This is a genomic window from Microbulbifer mixtoriginis (SeqCode) (genome assembly GCF_052466865.1).
Map to the genome: position 1 here is coordinate 1095315 of NZ_CP174293.1, position 19997 is coordinate 1115311.

17 protein-coding genes are annotated in these 19997 nt (G+C 52.6%); 6 read left to right on the plus strand and 11 right to left on the minus strand.

The features are described 5' to 3' along the window. Positions 1-9 precede the first annotated feature (9 nt). The 4 genes from aceF to ACJJJA_RS05050 all read left to right on the plus strand — a co-directional run bounded on the left by aceF (position 10) and on the right by ACJJJA_RS05050 (position 2932). Entirely contained in the window at positions 10-1656 is a 1647-nt protein-coding gene (gene aceF, locus ACJJJA_RS05035) for a dihydrolipoyllysine-residue acetyltransferase (protein ID WP_444903897.1), read from the plus strand. Between the two features lie 319 nt (positions 1657-1975). After that, entirely contained in the window at positions 1976-2245 is a 270-nt protein-coding gene (locus ACJJJA_RS05040) for a hypothetical protein (protein ID WP_444883824.1), read from the plus strand. 113 nt (positions 2246-2358) lie between these two features. Continuing rightward, complete coding sequence (locus ACJJJA_RS05045; RefSeq protein ID WP_444891283.1) at positions 2359-2655, plus strand: hypothetical protein; 297 nt, start codon at positions 2359-2361, stop codon at positions 2653-2655. After that, complete coding sequence (locus ACJJJA_RS05050) at positions 2645-2932, plus strand: hypothetical protein (protein WP_252084643.1); 288 nt, start codon at positions 2645-2647, stop codon at positions 2930-2932. The genes ACJJJA_RS05045 and ACJJJA_RS05050 overlap by 11 nt, the downstream gene beginning before the upstream one ends. A gap of 68 nt (positions 2933-3000) precedes the next feature. Here the strand turns inward: ACJJJA_RS05050 and ACJJJA_RS05055 are convergent, their stop codons facing one another. Continuing rightward, positions 3001-3783, minus strand: coding sequence for a glycosyltransferase domain-containing protein (locus ACJJJA_RS05055; protein WP_444903898.1), 783 nt, complete (start codon positions 3781-3783; stop codon positions 3001-3003). 199 nt (positions 3784-3982) lie between these two features. Between ACJJJA_RS05055 and ACJJJA_RS05060 the strand changes: the two genes are divergently transcribed. Beyond that, positions 3983-4363 (plus strand): hypothetical protein, encoded by a 381-nt coding sequence (locus tag ACJJJA_RS05060; protein ID WP_444903899.1) that lies wholly within the window; start codon positions 3983-3985, stop codon positions 4361-4363. A 56-nt stretch (positions 4364-4419) separates the two neighbouring features. Here the strand turns inward: ACJJJA_RS05060 and ACJJJA_RS05065 are convergent, their stop codons facing one another. Both ACJJJA_RS05065 and ACJJJA_RS05070 read right to left on the minus strand, forming a co-directional pair. Beyond that, a complete protein-coding gene (locus tag ACJJJA_RS05065; RefSeq protein ID WP_444903900.1) occupies positions 4420-7614 on the minus strand; it encodes an efflux RND transporter permease subunit in 3195 nt (1064 codons plus the stop codon). Between the two features lie 110 nt (positions 7615-7724). Beyond that, a complete protein-coding gene (locus ACJJJA_RS05070) occupies positions 7725-8867 on the minus strand; it encodes an efflux RND transporter periplasmic adaptor subunit (RefSeq protein WP_444888063.1) in 1143 nt (380 codons plus the stop codon). 377 nt (positions 8868-9244) lie between these two features. On the opposite strand from ACJJJA_RS05070, the gene ACJJJA_RS05075 reads away from it, so the two are divergent. Then, positions 9245-10207 (plus strand): AraC family transcriptional regulator, encoded by a 963-nt coding sequence (locus tag ACJJJA_RS05075; RefSeq protein ID WP_444888064.1) that lies wholly within the window; start codon positions 9245-9247, stop codon positions 10205-10207. On the opposite strand, the gene ACJJJA_RS05080 is transcribed toward ACJJJA_RS05075, so the two are convergent. The 8 genes from ACJJJA_RS05080 to ACJJJA_RS05115 form a co-directional block, all read right to left on the minus strand. Next, positions 10204-10488 carry a hypothetical protein gene (locus ACJJJA_RS05080; RefSeq protein ID WP_444883830.1) on the minus strand — a complete coding sequence of 95 codons (285 nt, stop codon included), beginning with the start codon at positions 10486-10488 and terminating at the stop codon, positions 10204-10206. The two genes, ACJJJA_RS05075 and ACJJJA_RS05080, sit on opposite strands and share 4 nt — an antisense overlap. A 176-nt stretch (positions 10489-10664) precedes the next feature. Then, the gene (locus ACJJJA_RS05085) at positions 10665-12983 is read right to left on the minus strand and encodes an immune inhibitor A domain-containing protein (RefSeq protein ID WP_444903901.1); all 2319 of its coding nucleotides are present in this window, start codon (positions 12981-12983) and stop codon (positions 10665-10667) included. 308 nt (positions 12984-13291) lie between these two features. After that, positions 13292-14614 carry a sensor histidine kinase gene (locus tag ACJJJA_RS05090; protein WP_444903902.1) on the minus strand — a complete coding sequence of 441 codons (1323 nt, stop codon included), beginning with the start codon at positions 14612-14614 and terminating at the stop codon, positions 13292-13294. Then, complete coding sequence (locus ACJJJA_RS05095; RefSeq protein WP_444891276.1) at positions 14614-15966, minus strand: sigma-54-dependent transcriptional regulator; 1353 nt, start codon at positions 15964-15966, stop codon at positions 14614-14616. The genes ACJJJA_RS05090 and ACJJJA_RS05095 overlap by 1 nt, the downstream gene beginning before the upstream one ends. A 114-nt stretch (positions 15967-16080) precedes the next feature. Further along, on the minus strand, positions 16081-16614 hold the full coding sequence (locus tag ACJJJA_RS05100; protein WP_444903903.1) for a nuclear transport factor 2 family protein: 534 nt from the start codon (positions 16612-16614) through the stop codon (positions 16081-16083). Between the two features lie 71 nt (positions 16615-16685). After that, positions 16686-17894: an ABC transporter permease gene (locus ACJJJA_RS05105; RefSeq protein ID WP_444903904.1), complete on the minus strand. Its 1209-nt coding sequence runs from the start codon at positions 17892-17894 to the stop codon at positions 16686-16688. A gap of 9 nt (positions 17895-17903) precedes the next feature. Beyond that, the gene (locus ACJJJA_RS05110) at positions 17904-19217 is read right to left on the minus strand and encodes an ABC transporter permease (RefSeq protein WP_444903905.1); all 1314 of its coding nucleotides are present in this window, start codon (positions 19215-19217) and stop codon (positions 17904-17906) included. Positions 19218-19230: 13 nt separating this feature from the next. Continuing rightward, the gene (locus ACJJJA_RS05115; RefSeq protein WP_444888068.1) at positions 19231-19932 is read right to left on the minus strand and encodes an ABC transporter ATP-binding protein; all 702 of its coding nucleotides are present in this window, start codon (positions 19930-19932) and stop codon (positions 19231-19233) included. Between the last annotated feature and the right edge of the window lie 65 nt (positions 19933-19997).

Consider the following 19997-nt stretch of genomic DNA (forward strand, 5'->3'; position numbering starts at 1 on the left):
AGAACTCCTATGGCAAAACAAGTCATTAAAGTGCCTGATCTCGGCGGTGCCGATCAGGTGGATGTGATTGAAATTACGGTTGCCGTCGGTGATACCGTCGCGCAAGAGGATTCTCTGATTGTGGTGGAGGGCGACAAGGCCTCCATGGATGTGCCGGCCCCGGTGGCCGGCAAAATCCTCAGCATCAGCGTAAAAGAGGGCGATAAGGTCTCTGAAGGCGATGTGATCGGTGAGATCGAAACCGATGTCGCGGAAACTCCAGCAGAGGAGCCCGCTGTAGCCCCCGCCAAGCAAGAAGCTGCGCCGGTGGCAGAGCCTGTAGCTGAAGCCCCTGCGGCAGTAGCGAGCGGCGAGCCGAAAGAGGAAACGATCCAGATCCCGGACCTGGGCGGTGCCGATGCGGTTGATGTGATCGAGATCAGTGTGCAACCCGGTGATACCGTCGAAGAGGGCGACTCTCTGATTGTGGTGGAAGGCGATAAAGCCTCCATGGATGTCCCTTCCCCCAGCGCCGGTACTGTAGTTTCTATCGCCGTTAAAGAGGGCGATAAGGTTTCCACGGGCGATACCCTCGGTGTATTGAAAGTGGTTGCCGCAGGTGGTGCCGCCGCGCCCGCAGCTCAAGCCGCAGTCCCGGCAGCTGCTGCGCCTGTCGAGAGCGCTCCACAGCAGGCCCCTTTATCTGTTGAGCCGCCGTCAGTGCCGCAGAAAGATTACCAGCTGGAGCGCAATCTCACTGCTGCAGCCCAGGTTTATGCCGGTCCCGCCGTACGCAAATTGGCCCGTGAGTTGGGTGTTACCTTGAACAAGGTGAAGCCCACTGGTCCGCGCAACCGGCTCTCCAAGGACGATCTGCATAATTACATCCGCGAACAGGTGAAGAAAGCCGAGAGCGGTGCGGTTGGTGTCGGAGGTGGAATCGGTATCGCCAAGATGCCGGATATCGACTTCAGCCAGTTTGGCCCGGTGAACGTGGAGCCGATGAGCAAGATCCACAAGATCACCGCAGCCAATATGTCGCGCAACTGGCTCAATGTGCCTCACGTCACCCAGTTTGACGATGCGGATATCACCGAGCTGGAAACCTTCCGCATGTCTATGAAGGCTGAGGCGGAGAAGCGCGGTGTGAAACTCACGCCTGTGCCTTTCCTGCTGAAAGCGGTAGCCGCGGCCCTGCGCGCAGAGCCCAGCTTCAATGTGTCCCTGCACAACGATGGCGAGCAGATTGTGCGCAAGGACTATGTACATGTGGGTATGGCGGTGGATACGCCAAAAGGCTTGATGGTGCCGGTTATCCGCGATGTGGATAAAAAAGGCTTGTACGAGCTGGCGGCCGAGGCCACTGAAATGGCCCTGAAAGCCCGCGATGGCAAGCTGAAGCCCAACGAGATGCAGGGTGCCTGTTTCACCATCTCAAGCCTGGGTGCTATTGGCGGTACCGGATTTACCCCGATCGTCAATTCGCCAGAAGTGGGCATCCTCGGTGTTTCCAAGTTGGCGGTGAAGCCGGTGTGGAACGGCGAGGACTTCGAGCCGCGGCAGATGCTGCCTTTGGCGCTTTCTTACGACCACCGCGCGGTCAATGGTGGCGATGCCGGACGCTTTATGACCTACCTGGTGAGTGTGCTTGCGGATGTGCGGCGCCTGCTGCTATAGCCTATTCATAAGCTACAGCACAACCCTCAAAAAGCGGCCTATGGCCGCTTTTTTTATGGGGGCCACTCAGCTGACATTGGGCTTTTAAGAAGTTGTGAGTTCTTTCTGCTTTTTTTAGTCAGAACGGACTCGTAGGTGCCTTACTGCGAAGAAACTTTTAACCAGTTACCCACAAAAGTATCTAAAATGGCGCATAAAACTTTATAAAAATGAATTGCACGCAGAAATGACCTGGCGCCAACTGGCTGGATAATCCTCGCCGGCTAGACTTTTTTGAAAGACAGCTATCAGCGCAACACTGAAAGTGGAGTGTCGGATCATGAGGCCTTCAAGGAAATTCGCTCTGCCGCTTGTAGCGGCTCTGGCGGTGCAGGGTTGCTTATTCTTACCCGCGGAGGAAGTGGAAGGGGAAGACCCTTTCTTTTTCGAGGCTCAGGCTAGCGGGCAGGAAGGTGGCTTTGTCGAAGCCGACTCGATTGTTTCATCGCCTGCTCAGGCCTTGCCTGTTAATAATGAGTGTGAAGGGCATTGCACTCACCAGGTGTACGACTCCACCGCCTGGTTCTTCCCGGTTCTGAGGGTGTACTAAGCACCGAGCTGCGAGTCTGGGAAGGTAGTGCGCAAGGTTGTGGCTGCACCGTCCGATCATTTACCGAAGTACGCGAATTAGGTTTCGCGTGGTGCCGATACGGAGGCAAGCCCATGAAAAAATTCCCTATAGCCATTTCCGCGTTGTGTACCAGCTTGCTGCTTCCAGCTTGCGGTACCCCGGATACGCGCAACCAGGTGGTCTACCCAACCAGTGCGCCGATACCCCGCCATGCGGAATATCGCGCATATCCCTCTCAAGCAATGCCCGCAGCTCCCTCAACACGCAGGTCCAGTCATTCCAGTTGCCCCGGTGACTCTGAGGAATTGGCGCCCGGATCAATTTGTCCTGAGAGTGCCCGTTGCTTTGATATTTCCGGTGGAAGGCGTTGTATTTCCTATGAAGAGTAAAGTTTTACTGTCATTGATTGTGGCGCAGCTGCTCGGTGGCTGTGCCGATGGTTTTTGGCAGGATTTAAATGGCACCGCAATTTATTATTCCTATAAGCACAGTCCCGTTCCGCCCGATGAACTGACTGCATTCCCACGCTTTTGCCTGGTTTGTGATCCCTATATGGGTGACCTGGACAATTGCATTGCTGCGGGAGTGCCTTGCTATCAATTGGATACTGGCGACTGGTGTGCCGGGCCCTATTCACCATTTGAATTGAGTTACAGCTTCTATTGATGGATATTGCTCGTGACTGCTCCGGGTGAAGCAGGGGTGAAAATATAGGAAGCGGCAAAAGTGTTGAGTTACTTCAGCAATGTTTTAATGCTTTCTTTTATCGAAGTGCCTATATAGTACTTTAAGCCGTTAAGTGTGCCCTTGATATTCACTTCCGGGTAGTAGTCATAGCCCAGCTTTTCCAGCAGGATATGCAGGTTTTTCTTGATACCAATGGCGAACCAGCTGCAGGGGAAGGAGATAATGCTGGGACTCTGCCCGTTGAACAGGTAAATTTTTCCTCCCTGAATATGGTCTACTTGATTGAGCAGGTTGTAACTGGGGTCGGCCATGTCAAAGTTATAAAATAACTTGGCCTCGTGATCTATATCCACCTGCTCACAAGTGTGATGCGCATAATAGCGCCGCAGTATTTTCTGGTCATCGCAGTAATTGGGATACATTCCGCGGGCTGCCTGGAATAGGTTTTGTAGTGCTTTGTTTTTTCCAATAAATATTCCCGTGGAAAAAACATGTTCGTTAGGAAAGAATTTTTTCTCAAAATACCCCTGAACACCATCGTGCCGGTAGTCATTGGAAAAAATAATATCCTTGCCAAAGGAGTGAAAGTTTTTTTCGAGCAGGCGTACTGACGGTAATATCAATGAGTCGAAACCGTCGAGATAGCAGATTATGTCTTCCTCAGGCAGTGTTTGAAAAAAAGGAAGCAAAATATCCATTTTGGATGAAAAGTCTTTCCAGGGGTGGTCGCGCCCAAGAATGGTAAGTGATACGCCATTGCGTCTGGCGGATTCCTGGAGTACGGGAAACATTCTTTCCGAGTGGGTGGCAATGGTGGAGATATGCAACATTTTTTAGGAGAAACCCCTGCGCCTACAACTTTCTAAGCCGGCAAAGGTTTCTTTGCCACCTGTGAGAAGTCTAGCCGACCCTTTTATCTGAAGTGGCAGGTCTGTACGACTCGGGAGGCTGCTCTTGTCTTGATACGTCTATACATTACTTGGCGAGTGGCAGTGCTTGCCGGATTCCTTTTAATTAGACGAGCGTGTAATGAGAGGCGCCAGAAGAAGCTGGATAATCAATGTCTGCATCGCGATTGATCAGCTCGGTAATGCTATTGCTGGTGGCAATCCCGATGCCACTATTTCTGGTCGTTGCGGTTATTTTTCACGGGTGCAGGAGACACGTTTACGCCGTTATTGGCGGATTTTGGAATGGGTGATCAATTTTACCTTTATCCCCATCGATGGGCCGGATCATTGCTACCGGTCTTATCTGTGGGATCGCGCAGAAAAGCATGAAGAGGGCAGTGACTTTATGCGTGTGCTGCTGGGGGTGATCGTGATTTTATTCTGCATGCCTCTCTGTCTGTTTACCTGGCTTTATGTATTAGTTTTCCCCAGTGCCCGCTGGAAAAAAGAAGAGCCATAGAGCAAAAAAAAGCCCCCGAGCAGAGCGCAGCGGGGGCTTGAAGTTGGGGGTTATTTCTAGCTATGCGCCGGTTGCTCCATTGAATCCTGAATCAGTGCTGGCTCATTAGTTTTTGTTGTGTTGGACAAGCTGCCACCGGCAAGTTTGCGCAGTGCAACATAAAACACTGGGGTCAGGAACAAGCCAAACAGGGTTACGCCAATCATGCCGGTAAATACGGTAATACCCATGGCGTTGCGCACTTCGGCACCGGCGCCACTGGCTAGCACCAGGGGCACCACGCCGGCAATAAAGGCTACGGAAGTCATAATGATTGGACGCAAACGCAGGCGACAGGCCTCCAAGGCTGCCTCTACGGTACCCTTGCCGTCCATTTCCAGCTCGCGGGCAAACTCCACAATTAGAATGGCGTTTTTACAGGCGAGCCCCATTAATACAACCAGCCCTACCTGAACAAATACATTGTTGTCGCCGCCAGTAGCCCAAACACCGAATAGTGCAGCCAACAGACACATGGGCACGATCAGGATAACCGCCAGCGGCATCACCCAGCTCTCATAGAGTGCGGCGAGTACCAGGAATACCAGCAGTACTGCCAGTGGAAATACCACCATAGCGGCGTTGCCCTGGTTAACCTGCTGGAAGCTGAGGTCGGTCCATTGGATCTGCATACCCGGAGGCAGGGCCTGGTCGGCTACCTGCTCAACCGCCGCCAGTGCTTCAGAGGAAGACAGCATGCTGGGATCGGATTGCCCCATCAAATCGGCTGCGGGATAGCCGTTGTAACGGATGACCGGGTCGGGTCCGTAGCTTTGGCGCAGGGTCACCATGGTGCTGATGGGTACCATTTCCCCATTCATATTGCGGGTGTAGAGATTGTCGAGATCTTGCACTTCATCGCGGAAAGGCGCATCTGCCTGGGCAACCACCTGGTAGGTGCGACCGAACAGGTTGAAGTCATTGATATACATGGAGCCGAAATACAGCTGCAAGGTGCCGAACAGGTCGTCCATACGCACGCCCTGGGCTTTGGCCTGCAGGCGGTCTACCTCAGCGTCCATCTGCGGCACATTGGCCTGGTAGGAGCTGAAGGGATAGCTGAGGCCGCTGGCCTGGCTCAAGGCCCCAGCCAGCATATTGGTGGCATTTTGCAGCTCACCGTAGCCGGCACCACGACGGTCCTGGACATAGAGGGAGTAACCGGAGCCTGCGCCCAGCCCGAAGATGGGTGGTGGCATGAAGGTCATGGCGAAGCCTTCCTTGATCTGGGAGAGCTTGCCGTTTAGCTCCGCGGCGATTTCGGTGGCACTGCGTTCGCGCACATCGAAGTCGTCGAATAGGATAAATACCGTGCCCACGTTGGGGGTATTGGTGCCTTGTAGGGCGTTAAAGCCGACAAAAGCCGCCGCGTTGGCAACGCCCTCTGTTTCCCGAGCCAATTCACTCACGCGGCGCGCAACTTCTTCAGTGCGATCCAGGGAGGCTCCTTCCGGCAGGCGGATACTGCCCACCAGGTAAGTCTTATCCTGAACCGGAATAAAGCCTCCGGGCACCTGTTGGAAAAGGGCGAAAGTACCGCCGAGCAATATCAGGTAGACCCCAAATACGATACCGCGGCGTTTGAGGCTGTGGCCCACCACCCGCTGGTAGCGTTCAGAGTTGCGCTGGAAGAAGCGGTTGAACGGGCGGAATAACCAGCCGAACAGGCGCTCGATAATGCGCGCGGGCATATCCGGCTTGGCACCGTGCGGCTTCAGCAGGGTAGCCGCCAGGGCCGGGGACAGGGTCAGGGAGTTGATCGCGGAGATAATGGTGGCGATGGCAATAGTGGTGGCGAACTGGCGGTAGAACTGGCCGGTGATGCCGTCCAGGAAGGCCATGGGCACAAACACTGCACAGAGCACCAAACTGATGGCGACAATCGGGCCGCTCACCTCGCGCATGGCCTGGTGGGCTGCAGCCAGGGGTGTCAGTCCTTCCTCGATATTGCGCTCGACGTTTTCCACCACCACGATGGCGTCATCCACCACGATACCGATGGCCAGTACCATGGCGAACAGGGTCAGGGTGTTGATCGAGAAGCCCAGCATCAGTAGCACCGCAAAGGTACCAACAATGGATACCGGCACAGCCAAGAGTGGAATCAGGGAGGCGCGCCAGGTCTGCAGGAACAGGATAACCACCAGCACTACCAGTAACACCGCCTCAAGCAGGGTCTTGATCACAGAGCTGATGGAAGTGCTGACAAATACGGTTGGGTCGTAGGCAACTTTCCACTCCAGGCCTTCAGGGAACTGTTCTCCCAGTTCCGCCATCTTCTCGCGCACTGCAGCGGAGACTTCCAGGGAATTGGAGCCTGGAGACTGGAAAATCGGAATGGCGACCGCCTGGCGGCCATTTAGTAAGGCGCGTAGAGAGTCTTGGGATGAGGCCAGTTCAACCCGCGCTACGTCACGCAATCGGGTGATTTCACCATCGCTGCCGGTCTTCAGTACCACATTGCCAAACTCTTCTTCGCTTTGCAGGCGGCCCTTGGCGTTGATAGAGATCAGGAAATCAGAGCCATTGGGCATCGGTGAGGCGCCGATCTGTCCGGCGGACACCTGCACATTTTGCTCACGCACTGAGCTGACGATATCCGCTGCAGTCACGCCCAGGGCCGCCGCTTTTTGCGGGTCTACCCACAGGCGCATGGCATAGTCTCCGGAGCCAAAGACCGCGGCGAGGCCCACACCGGGAATACGCGACAGCTCATCACGGATATGCAGTACGGCGTAGTTGCGAATATAGGTGGCATCGAGGCTGTCGTCTGGAGAGATCAGATGCACCGCCATCATCAGGTTGGGCGACTGCTTCTGCGTGGTTACCCCCTGGCGGCGCACGTCTTCCGGTAGACGGGGTAGCGCTTGGGATACCCGGTTTTGTACCTGAACCTGTGCCTGGTCTGGATCGGTGCCGAGTTTAAAAGTGACATTCAAAGTGAGGGTGCCGTCACTGCCGGCCACCGACTTCATGTAGATCATGTTTTCCACACCATTGATGGCTTCTTCCAGTGGTGTGGCAACAGTTTCGGATATCGTCTTGGGGTTGGCACCAGGGTAGCGGGCACTTACTTGCACGCTAGGCGGTACAACCTCAGGATATTCACTGACTGGTAATGACGGGATGCTAATCAATCCCACTACAAAAATAATGATCGACAGCACCGAGGCAAAGATGGGCCTGTCGACAAAGAAACGGGAAAAATTCATACGCTGCTACCTGGGAAGCGGCTTTCAGGCCGCTCGGATTCCATTGATAGGATTCGTTGGGCGTTCGGTGCCCAAAACTCGTTGTCCAAAAGTAGTGGAAACACCTAGGCTCAGTGTCCGGCGGCCTGAGCGCTACTGCCTTGACCCTGCTGGGCGATCATCTCGGGTGCGACCGGCATGCCGGGGAAGAAGATCTTCTGGAGGCCGTTGACTACAATTCGTTCGCCAGTTTGAAGGCCGCTACGGATCACCGTGCGCTCCCCCTGCCGCGGGCCCAATTCTACCGGGCGACGTTCCGTCAAGTTCTCCTGCGTGACCACATAGACATAGCGGCGATCCTGGTCGGTGAGTACTGCCTTGCTATCGATCAGTACTGCCTGGGCCATTTCTTCGATAGGCATTTCCACGCGGGCGAACTGCCCTGGCTTAAATGTGCCTTCGGGGTTGGAGACTACAGCTCGGAACTGGATAGTGCCGGTGTGGCTGTTGAGGCGGTTGTCGATAAAATCCAACTGACCTTTATGCGGGTAGCCGTGTTCGCCTGCTAAGCCGATATGAACTGGGGGCCTGGCATCGCTGTTAAGTAGATTGCGACTGGCGGCAAAAGTCTGCTCGTCACTTTCGAAATACACGTACATGGGATCTACAGACACGAGGGTGGTCAGCAGGGTTGTATCCGCGTTGGCCAGATTGCCGCGGGTTATCTGGGCGCGGCTAACACGGCCACTAATAGGGGCTGTCACCTCGGTGTATTGCAGGTTGAGGCGCGCGTTTTCCACAGCGGCTTCGGCGGCATTCAGGGCTGCGTGCTTGGCATCCCGCGCGGCGATGCGGCGGTCGTATTCTTCTCGCGAGATGGCTTTACTGTCGAGCAGCTGCTGGGCACGGCTGGCCTGCTTCGTATTGAATGCCAGTTCGCTGCGCACTCGTTGTAAATCCGCTTCGGCGGCACGCAGTTTGGCTTTGTAGGGGCGCTGATCGATGGTGAATAACACATCACCTCGCTCTACCAGGGCGCCCTCAGTGAAAGATACCTGGTCGATATACCCGCTGACACGGGGGCGTAGTTCAACGGTCTCCGGAGCGACAACGCGGCCGGTAAAACTGCGCCACAAAGTGGTTGCCTCGGTGCTAACCTGGGCAACCTCCACGGCCGGAGGGGGCGGTTGCTGCCCTGTGGGTTCTTCGCTGCCGCAGCCAGCCAGGACCAGTGCGGAGAGGCCGAACAGTGTGGCGGTAAGTTTCTTCACCATAACGCGTGTACTCCCTTTGCTTCGGAAGAGAGGGGCCGTTTGGCACTCCTCTCAGTTGGGAGGCAACTTTAATGGAGCGCAATAGGGGGGCGGTATCCGGTAACTATGGCTTGATTGCCTATTTCTATTTTTCTCGGTGAGGTGACAGTCTGAGAAAGACTTTTTAGTCAAGCAATTAGTACTGTATATATAACTAGGTTTACGAGTCATTAATGAATTTATCACGGCTTTATACGGTAGGAGATTACGGTAAGTTATCTATTGCTGCACAGTAATTGCCCAATCCTGCAAATTCCTGCGAGAGTTGCCTAAAACTCCGTATACTGTCAGCCACCTTGTTTGATGCCGCCCAGGGCACGCGGGCGCGAGGAAAAACTATGAGTAGTGAAGAGAGAGCGGTAGCAGAAGTTATTCCGGCGGAGTTGGAGTCGACCAGGCAAAAACTGATCCAAACCCTGATGCGTCAGGCACCAGAGCAAGGCTTGACGGAGACTGAGCTGGATGGCTTGGCCTTGATCCGCTGCAATGAGCCGCTCGCCTGTGCCTCGTCAGTCTATACGCCTTCACTGAACTTTATTATCCAGGGCAGCAAAACCCTGGAGTTGGGGGATAGGGAAATTTCCTATATGCCCCTCAGTTATGTCGCAACTTCTGTACATTTGCCGATTTTGGGGCGAGTAGAGCGGGCCTCCAAGGATGTCCCCTTTCTTGGGGTAAAGTTGATTATTGACCCCAAAGAGGTGGCAGACCTGGTCCTGGAGCTGGGAGATAAGGCTCCCGGCATTGAAGCGGGCTATGACTGCCCGGAGGTCAGCTGCGGCCTCTGTGTAACACAAATGGATCAGGGCATTCTCGATGCAGTGAGCCGCTTAGTGCACTTGGCAGGGAATCCTACAGACGCGCAAATACTGGCGCCCATGGCGAGGCGGGAGATTATCTATCGGGCTCTGATGGGTGAGATCGGTGCGCGCATGCGCAAGTTTGCCATGGCGGACAGCCAGGCTAACCGGGTATCGCGGGTGATAGAGGTGCTTAAAGACCGCTTCTCCGAGCCCCTGCGTATCAGCGATCTGGCCGAACAAGCCAATATGAGCGAGTCCTCTCTATATCACAGCTTCAAGCAGATAACCCGCATGTCGCCACTGCAGTTCCAAAAGAAACTGCGTCTGCACGAGGCACGCCGCCTGATGCTCTCAGAGGGGTTGGAAGCAGCTTCCGCCAGTTATCGGGTGGGCTACGAAAGCCCCTCCCATTTCAGCCGTGAATACAGCCGCATGTTCGGCCTGCCGCCTCGCGCCGATGTCAGCAAGCTGCGCGGTGAGCTGCGGGTGCCGGCTTAGTCTGAAGTGGCATTGCCCTGTTTGAGAACAAACAGGCTACACCAGCCCTCGGGGCTGATATCGCCCTCCACCACTATGCAGGCATTGGGTGGTGTAAATAGCTGGCAGTCCACACACTTCTTGCCATCTTTCGGTGTGTCCTGGTAATTGACCGATTCCTTGGTCGCCTTGATTTGGGCGCTGGCCCGATCAGTGGCGATTATGCTAACCGGAAGAATCGCCAGGGCACCGCCGGATAACTTAAGGAACCTTCTGCGGGAAATATTCTGATGTTTTTCCATTGGCAAAATTTCCAAAACGCTTTGCTTTAGTCTTCAGAATTTCAGAGTAGCTCGGTTTGGAATTTCTGCTGGAGGGTTTGCATTGCTGCAGAAAGGAAACGAAATAAGAAGAAATCTTATTCGCTTATAAAAAAGGCGGCCATCTGGCCGCCTTCCAGATTTATCTCAAAACAGAATTACTTCTGAGAGATAAGGATTTTACCTACCGACTTGTCTCTGCTCTGCGTGACCACGCGAACTTTCAAACCGTAAGGGGTAATCGCGCGGCCGGCATCGGGGATCTCATCGCTGCTGAAGCTACTGCGATCGTTGAATACCCGCTGGGGACGGTTGTGGATATCGGTCATGGTGATGCCGTAATCTTCCAGAAGGTCCAGTGTCAGCCGCTGGGCCCAGTCGACACCAAATGTGGCATCGTGGATCTGGTAGCGAGTAGATGCAACGGAGTCATCGCTCCACTTCAGAACCTGCTGATCTGCATCGACTACGCCGAGGAAGCCATTACCGGGGTGGACACCTACCCAGTTGTTTTCATAGCTGGTGTCCACATACCAAATCAGGAGACCCTCGTTGTAGGTCAGCATTTGACCGGCCACATTTATGTGTGCCAGACCTTGGTCTACACCGCGGTGGGTACGCCATTCCAACAGGTAGTAGTGGTCGTGGAGGTTGTAGCCGGGGTGGCGGCTGAAGCCGGTCAGGCTGAAGTTGCCGTCGCTCTCCGCATCATCGAAGAGGGTGGCTTGGCCGTCGACATTGATGGTGATGTCATCGGCAAACAGGCCGGGGTTGGCTACATAGGCATCGGTAATATAGGCGATGGACAGGTTGAACTGTTGGCCAGCGTAGGCACTTAGGTCAAATTCGGCATCGATCCAACCACTGGAGCTGCCGGTAATACCAAAGCCTGGGTTTTGCCCATTGGGGCTGGTCTCGGTGGTAATGTTACCGGGAATAGAGACGAAGCCCTCACCCAGGTCAACCATAACCGCACCGTAATCCCAATCCTGCTCAATGTCATACCAGGCCTTGAAGGTCAGGCTTGCGCTCTGAGCATCGGTCAGGTCGACAGGGATTACCATGGAGTTTTGCAGGTTGTTGTCACTGCCACTGAAATAGGCGTATTCACCGCTGGTTGGTACGGTCACAACCACTTCCTTTTTGGGAAGGTCGATACGGATCGCATCGTTATTGGTGCCCTTGTGTACCGCCTCGTCAAGCAGGAGAGGGATGCCGCGACGGGGAATATCTTGCAGGGCGATGGTCTCGCCGTGCAGCCAGTTGCCGCCGTGGTTGGTTTGCAAATACTCCTTTGCCCAAGCAGAGAAACCCGTGGGTTCTGAGCCAGGGATAACACCGGCCCAGCTGCCGCTGGACATGATTGACCAGGAGGAGACGGGTTCACCGCGGCCGGAACCATCGGTGTCGTACTCGTCGGGTAGACCCAAGTCGTGGCCGTACTCGTGACTGACAACACCTGCTGCTGCGTCGGCAGGCTGTACTGTGTAGTCGTAGGCCGCCATGGTGCCGCCCCAGTAATCCACTGATGCGGTAGTTCCCTCAATAGAGAAAACATCGCCGAGATTCCAGCGGTGCGCCCAGATCGCGTCTTCTCCCAGCTGGCCGCCACCCGCTTCTTCCCCCACTGAGGAGTGGAAGATCATAATGTGGTCCACCAAGCCGTCGGCTTCCCAATAGTTGCCATCCCCATCAAGGTCGTAGCGGTCTTCGATATCGAAGTCAGCGAGGTTAACGCTGGGATCAGCTGCGGCAGCCTGCAGTGCTTCACGCACCAGAGCACGGGCATCGCCGTTTTCATTGTTGCCATAGAAAGCTGCTGGCTGACTGGCAGTGTACCAACCTGCTACTGCACCTTCGACGGAGTAGCTATTGCCGGATTGCTGCCAGTAGAACTGCTGCATAGACAGTAGGTTTTCACCCTGGGGGCCAGTGAAGCCCTGTTGGGAGAACAGCAGGTCTGCATAGTGTTGTGCGGCATAGTCCTCGTAGTACATATCCGTTTCCCCTGGCTCAATGCTGTTGTGGGGGAAATCGGGGAAGTCCATCAGGATCGCGAGAACCTTCGCGGTACGCATCTCACCTTCATAGTTTTCGAGCTGAATAGGTGCCGGTGCACGGCCGATGCCATGAAAGCGCCCCTTGCCTTTACCGCGCCCTAATCTGGGATGCTTGCCGCCACGGGCATGCTTCATCATTTGTACCGTTTCACTGGACAAATCCTGGGCCAGGTTCTGGTTTTTACTGGCACGTTCTTTCAGAAACTGGTGTAGAGTGCGCTCGGCTTCGCCAATGGATGCATTTTTACTAATGCGGCCTGAGCGCTTGAGCATGTCGATCAGCTTGGCTTCGTTGGCGATTACCAGGTCGAACTGATTGCCACCTTGTTGCTGAGGTGAGGGTGCAGCGTAGCTGTTCGCAGCCATCAGGCTGAGAGCAAGCGCGCTGACGGGCAGCAGACTATTTACTTTTAGCATTGATCCCTTCTTTCATTTTTGTTTTAACAAAGAGCTCGGGAGATTTTTATAAATTTTAGGGCACTTTGCCGGTGCGTTACCCGAACCTTAAGGGCCGGCTGAACTTTTCAGTAGCCCCATGTTGTTCAACGAAGTAAGAGGGAAGAGCCACAGCACTTTTTTTGTGATGGACTTGGTATTTTTTTACTCGGTTATTTACGTTGCTTTGCACTGAGATAGTGGGTGCACACTCTGGAATTATTTTTTTATCTTAACCCTTCTTGGAAGGCTTAATTTCTATTTTAATTGTTTAATTTAAATTTTTGCTATTAAGCTTCTTGCTCCCAGGGTAGCCATAGTGAGATTTGCAAGCCGCCACCGTTTCGGTTCATTAACTGAATGTGCCCTCCGTGTGCATCGACAATTTCTCTACAGAGGGCGAGGCCCAGGCCCACTCCCTGTTCTTTGGTGGAGAAAAATGGCAGCAGCGCTTGTTGCAACACTTTTTCACTCATGCCACAACCACGGTCGGCAATAACCAGTTGTTGACCCAGACCATCAGTGTGAATCGACAGTTCGATATCATTACTGCTGGAACCCGCTTCACGGGAATTTTTGATTAAATTTAGTAGAGCTTGCTCTATTTGTACCGGATCAAAGTAGCCCGGTCGCTCTGGTAGTTCACCTTTTAAAATAAATTTCTGTAGGGGGGCTATACGTTCTACAAGTTCTTGCCAGCTGACTTGTTCACAGCTTGGTGGGGGTAATTTGGCAAAGCTGGCATAGCCTTGGGTGAACTCAGTCAGGTGTTTGCAGCGCTCGGCAATAATATCGAACACCTTTCCAAGCGCCGCGGCTTTATCCGGTTTGGCGATCAGCATTTTTCCTGAGTGGGCCAGGGAGGAGATGGGGGCGAGGGAATTATTTAATTCATGGCTAATCAGGCGAATCACTTTTCTCCATACCTCTACTTCCGCCTTGGTGAGCTCCTTTGTCATCTCGCGCATAACAATCAGGCGGTGCTTGTGGGCGTTGAGTACAAATGTGCTGTTGCCAATATGCATGGAGTGGCTGCCATATTTATCCGTGTAATTAAACAGGCCGTTATCCCAATTTTGTATGGCGCTGGCAATTTCTTTCGGGCTGTTGGGCAGCAACTTTTGCAACAGTAAACCCTGAATAGGTTTCCCGCCATTGAGTAACTTTTTAGCGCTACTGTTGGAATAAATAATATGATCACTCTGGTCCACCAGGATCAAAGCCTGGGTAGAGCTTTGTATTACTGTATCCAGAAGTAATTCCCGCTGATAAATATGGGCGCGTTCGCGCCTGAGGTGTTCGCCGATATCATTGTATAAATTCGTGATCTTGCTCAGTTCAGTATCCCGGGGAGAGACCAGTGAAATAGAAAAGTCACCATCGCGAAAGTTGAGCAATCCACCCTGTAGGGATTTCAGGGTGGAGGTCAGGGGCTTTAGTGCCAGACGTATCAGGCTGATAAGAGTACAAATTCCCAGGATAAGGCCCAGTGTCCAGGAGAGACGGGCGTCCAGGCCAATAAAGCTTAATAACCACGGCAGGCCGGCGGCGATGGCTAGAGCCAATATGGAGAAGGCGAGGATACGGCCTTCCATAGAGAAATATTTCGACATCAATAGGGAATACCGTGTTTGTCCAGTCGGCGATACAGTGCCTGACGGCTCATGCCCAGTTCCCTGGCAGCTTGGGCGATAATGCCATTACAGCTGGCCAGCGTTTGCTGTAGGAGTTCGCGGCTGGGCTCGAAATGTACTTCGGCCCTATCTATTGAGGCCTGTTTCGGCAGGGCAAGCAGTGCTTCATCTATCGTATCTCCACGGCAGAGAACCGAAGCGCGTTGCATCACGTTTTGCAGTTCACGCACATTGCCGGGCCACTGATAGCGGGTTAGGGCGGTCAACGCTTGGGGGGAGAGTTTTTTTGAACTGCCGTTATCCTGTAAAAAATTCATGGCCAACGGGGCTATATCCTCGGGGCGTTCACACAGGGGGGGCAGGCGCAACTCAATCACATTCAGGCGGTAGAACAGGTCCTGGCGAAAGCTGCCATTAGTGATGGCTTGGGGCAGATCGCTATTGGTGGCACTGATCACTCGTACCTTAACCTTGCGGGTTTGACTGCTACCTAGCCGCTGGAACTCGCCAGTTTGCAGTACGCGTAATAACTTCACCTGCCCACTGGCAGAAAGTTCGCCGATCTCATCGAGAAAGAGGGTGCCGCCATCGGCGGCTTCGAAACGTCCTTCACGGGCCTTATTACCAGCGCCGGTATAGGCGCCTGGCTCGGCACCAAATAGTTCTGCCTCCATCAGCTCTTCCGGTAGGGCGCCCACATTGATCTTTACAAAAGGTTGATCACGTAGCATGGAATTGGCCTGCACAATTTCGGCAATTTTTTCCTTGCCGGCTCCATTGGGCCCTGTAATTAGAACTGGTACATCAGATTTGGCCACCTGCGTGGCCATCTCCAGCAGTTGTTGCATTTTATCGCTGCGGTAGATGATCTCGCGCAAGTCGAATTTATCCTGTAATTCACTGCGGGCATCGATGGCCTTTTGCTGGGAAGCCCGTTGCCGTTTTTGCAATTCACCGAGTTCAAGAAGATTATTGATGGTGGAAATCAGCTTGTTATCGTCCCAGGGTTTGCCCAGGTAATCGGCAGCGCCGGCGCGGACCAGCTCCACAGCCATTTCCAATTGCGTCCAGGCGGTCAAAAGAATAATGGGTAGATCCGGGTTAATTTCGCGAATGGCAAAAAACAATTCGCGCCCCTCCTCTCCAGAGGTAGTATCTGCGGTGAAGTTCATATCTTGGATCACCAAGCTGATATCCCGGTTTTCCCGCAACAGCTGCAGACCTGCCTGGGGGGTAATGGCGCAGAGAGGCTGTAGGTCGTGCAGTGACAACAGTATTTCTAGGGCTGAGACGATACCGCTGTTATCGTCGATAATGAGTATTTTATCCATAGGGCCAAGAGCCAGCTTGTAAGCTGAGCATTATGCAATGAGTGGGTATTAAGGGGGAACTGCAGCTAGGGCAATATGTGCCCCAGCGGAAGGCGTTCACCAAAGTGTTAGGAGTTATTGGCTATTATTAGCAGGTTGGTGATCAAAGCTCAGCACCCTGGCGAGTTTCCATTGCCCATCTACCTTTTGCCAGAGATGGGTAAATTGACCACTTTCACGCAGTACTTCTTTGTTGTTGGCGTGAATACCATAAAAATTATGCGTTCCGGTTTGGATCGCGCCGTAGTTGTTGATTGGGAATATCTTTACGCTTTTAGCAATTAACTCGCGGCGTGCCTTGATATCGCTGCCGGATTTTTGTCGTTCACACATCCCACTAATACCATCGAGAAACTCTTGCGCTGAACTTGCGGTTTTTCCCCATTTATCGTGGTACATTTCCAAGTCTTCGGTTACAAGCTGGCTCAGTTTGTCGATGTCACAGCTGTTGAAAACTGCATCAAACAGTTGTGAATCCACAGTTGTGATTTCTTGTTCTAATTCCTTTGTGGCTTGAGGGCCGGCAACGACTGGGTGCTGCTCGGCAAGTGCTGTGGACATGAAAAGCGATATAGCTGTAAAACCTACAGCTCCAAAATAATTGCGCATAAAAAATCCTTCTATGTTTTCTTAAGAATAGTGGTCAGGCTATTAAGAAGGCTGACCACCAAGTCCAATCTTTATACACTTCGTGTTGCAGTCGCCGGGGAAATATTGGCAGCACGCAGTGCTGGTGCTAGAGCTGCAGCAAGACTGACAACCAGTACCAATAGAGCGCAGATAGTGAGTGGCAGCAGGGTTAATACCGGCTGGGAGTAATCGCGCACCATATATTGGTTGGCGATTAAGGCTGCGGCACTGCCCAGGGCAATACCAGTAGCGGCAATCAGGCTGTTTTCAATCAGAAAATAACGACTGATATTACTGCGGGTTGCACCTAGTGCACGCCTTACGCCAATTTGTTTGGCCCGTTGATTAATCCAGAAGATTGTCAGGCCGACAATTCCCAGTGCTACGATAAAGCTGAGCATTGCTGCAACAACGGAGAGGACTTTAACCATCAAATTATCGATAGCGTAACTGCGGTCTACATGCTCAGATAGCGTCTTGACGGTGATTACTCGCTGGGGGTCTCGCTCATACAATTTTTCCGCAAGTATTTTAAGAGTCTCGTCTCGCTTTCCACTTTCTGTGCGTACCAAATATTTAGTATTGCGTCTATTTTTAATTTCAGGAATAAAAATTACGTTACCGGCTTTTGACCAGTCAACCCAAGCGCCCAGGTGGCGCTCTACAACTCCAATAATTTCCATTGGTTCAGAGCTGGCTCCAGGGAAAACAGGCTTTCCTATTGGGTTTTGGTCTGGATAAAGGCTATTTGCCATTTGCTGAGTAATAATAACTACAGCGCTTTTATCAGACTCGTCGGAGTTATCCATGCTAACTTCATTTTCTGTGAAATTACGACCTGCGACCAGTTTGAGATCCATTGTGTTGATAAAGTGGGTATCAACAAAATAGTAATTGCTGCGCTCGCCACCGATTTCCTGATTAGGTTTATTGAAGTACTTAGAGGAAGAGCCAGACTGCGAGATCGGAATATGCTGGGTGTAGGAAGCATCTATAATTCCGGGAACTGTTCGTAGAAGATCCATATCGGCACGAACGGTTTCTTTGAAGTCATAGTCTTGGGGAATAGCCATCAAACCTACGGTAATGATGTTGTCTACATCTATTCCTGTGGGGCGACTTATCTTTTCAATCCTGTCATGAATAATAACTGCAGTATTACTAATAATTGCCAAGGTTAGTCCGAGCTGTAGAGCTATTAGTAGTGCGGAGATCTTGTTGCGCCAGAGTGCGGACAGCATGGGTTTTAGTTCAAGCATGGTTCGTCCTTACTGGGTTTTTAGATAAATGGAGGGATTGGTTTGGCTTATTCTTAAAGCAGGGTAGAAACCTGCCAATAAGCTGGCCATAAGTGCTAAACCGATAGCTGCGATCATCATGAGCCAGTCCATAGTCGGTAGCGTATCAATTTGTCCCATGGCAAGGTAACGGATGCCACTGAGACCTAAGATGGCAAGAAAAATGCCTGTTATACCGCCGATAATTCCGATGGTGGCACTTTCAATTAAGTGCTGAGTAAAAATGGCATTGCGACTGGCGCCCAGTGCGCGGCGCACGCCTGCTTCGGGAGCTTTACGCAAGAATTTGGCCAAGAGTAAGGCTACAGCATTAATAATACATACGAGTAGAAAGGCCAATGAGACCCAGCCCAGAACGCGGTTGTCATCACTGAGTACTTCGTTGAGCACTAGCCATTCCGAAGGTTTGCTTAAGGCAAATTTAAGAGGCCTTTGAAAACGTCCCTGTAGTTTTTCCTGTTGAATATAAGCGGTTAAGAATTGTTCGTACTGCTCTTTTTGTTCGTGGTTGCTAAGTTCTACCCAGTACTGAACCCAAATATACTCGCTCTGCAGAAATTCATCATAGCTTTCAGGGTTGGAGTGGTCCCAACCATTAGTGTTACCCCAGCTATGCATTTCCAGCTTGCGGTGAAGACCAAAAGGCACAAAAAGGGACTCGACCTCTGCGAAAGGACTGTTATTTATATCGTAGACTTTGGGTGAGGGCTTCCAGGTATCAATAACGCCAATGACAGTATAAGGCAGGCTATTTAATACGACTGTTTTGCCTACACTGTTTTTCCCCGAGAATAATTTTTCATTAGTGGCTTTGGAAAGCACCACAACTTGCGTGGGCGAATTGTCGGCAGTCTGAGCCCAGGTACCGCCATAGATAAAAGGAACATCGAATAGGGCGAAGAAATCACGGGTGGTTACACGGGTGTTTGCGGTAAAAGGCCGGGTTGCAGAATCTTCCAGTTCCACGGTGAAACCATAGCGATGCATAGCCACTTGGTGGGTGGGAATATCGGAACGCAGCAGGGCCTCGGCATCTTTAAAGGTCAACTGCCAGGGAATTTCGTTGGCGCTATCGTAGGCTTTATTAACATCCCAGCCATCGAGTTGTACTGCGAAAAGTACGTCATCCTTATGCTCAAGAGCATTTTTTGACATCGTGTAGTTCAAAGTAAGCACTGTCATGGAGGCACCAACACCCACTGCGATGGCCGCGACCATTAGTGCGCTTAATATCGGTGTACTGCGCAGGCTGCGCAGTGCCAGGGAAATATAGTATCCAATCATTACTGCAGGCTCCTTAAGCAGTAGCGGCTTCAGGTTGCTTGGTGACCGGGCGCAGATCACACACTTGCCCATCCACAATCTGAATATTGCGATGCGCGCGGCGGGCCAGCTCGGGGTCGTGGGTGACCATCACGATAGTGGTGCCCCATTCATTGATAAACTCCAGAAGCTCCATAACCTGGCGCGCCATCAGGGAGTCGAGATTTCCGGTGGGCTCATCCGCGAGCAGGAAGCGCGGTTCGCCGGCCAGGGCACGGGCGATGGCGATACGCTGCTGCTGACCACCGGACAGCTGTGCTGGAAGGTGCTTAGCTCGGGCAGATAGACCTACTTGTTCCAGAACTTTTTCGATGCGTTTACGGCGCTCTTTAGCATTAAAGCCGCGATAGCGCAGAGGCACATCGATATTGTCGAATAGGTTGAGATCTGGAATCAGGTTGAATCCCTGAAAAATAAAGCCGATTTTCTCGTTGCGCAGGCGGGAGCGCTGGCGGTCATTCAGGTTGCTGACGTCTTCACCGTCCAGTAAATATTGGCCACCGGTTGGGGTTTCCAGTAGCCCTGCGATATTGAGAAAGGTGGTTTTGCCTGAACCACTGGGTCCGGTGACAGAGACAAATTCCCCCTCCTTTACTTCCAGGCTGAAGTCGCGCAGGGCATGGGTTTCTATGGTGTCTGTACGGAAACTCTTGCGGACGTTATGCATTTTAAGCATGGCGATATTCCTTGTTTATCACTGAATTTCTTAAATCGTTAATGAATCGCGGAAGCTGAATGGGA